The 656-nt window shown below is 36.6% G+C and carries 1 pseudogene; it reads right to left on the bottom strand.

Features of this window, described 5'->3' with window-relative positions:
* Nucleotides 1-45: 45 nt before the first annotated feature.
* Nucleotides 46-594: pseudogene (locus HMPREF9425_RS09065) on the bottom strand (NADPH-dependent FMN reductase).
* Nucleotides 595-656: the final 62 nt, after the last annotated feature.

Here is a 656-nt window from a genome sequence, read left to right as displayed (position 1 = left end):
AAAACAAAAATACCCGAAGCTAGAAAGCTCGGGTATTCATTATTCTTATTTAATCGCTTCAATCAAAGCTTCCGCTTGATTCTGAAGGCTTTCAAGAACTTCTTCTGTTGCTACGAATTTTCCATCTACCCAGGCTGTATCATTTACACGTGTCGCTGTAAAATCACCAACTACTTAGGTACGGATAAATGGTAACAATTCTTTGTAGGCATCAAAAAGTTGATTGTGACCACCATTAGCAACTGATGACATGGTTACAATCTTATCTTGAAGAGCTGATGGTCCTGAAGGATCTGATAGGTCAAGGGCGCGGCTTAGCCAGTCAAGCAAATTTTTCACTGGCCCAGGAATTGAGAAATTATAAACCGGTGAGAAAATCCAGATTGCATCTGCTGCCAAGACCTGTTCTCGAACTTCTGCCAAAACAGGAAGAACCGGACTTTCTAAATCCTGATTAAAAACAGGTACTTTACTATAGTCAAGATAAGAAACATTAGCTTTATCAGCTAGCATTTTCTCAGCTTCTTCTGCTAATTGATGGTTAAATGATCCCTTACGAAGAGAACCAACGATAAATAGGATATTTTTCATAATAAATTTCCTTTGTATTTCTAACAATCATTTTTACTACTACATAGTAATATAATTGATTTTAT

Source organism: Streptococcus vestibularis ATCC 49124 (assembly GCF_000188295.1).
GTDB lineage: Bacteria > Bacillota > Bacilli > Lactobacillales > Streptococcaceae > Streptococcus > Streptococcus vestibularis.
This window is presented reverse-complemented; position numbering and strand designations above follow the sequence as displayed.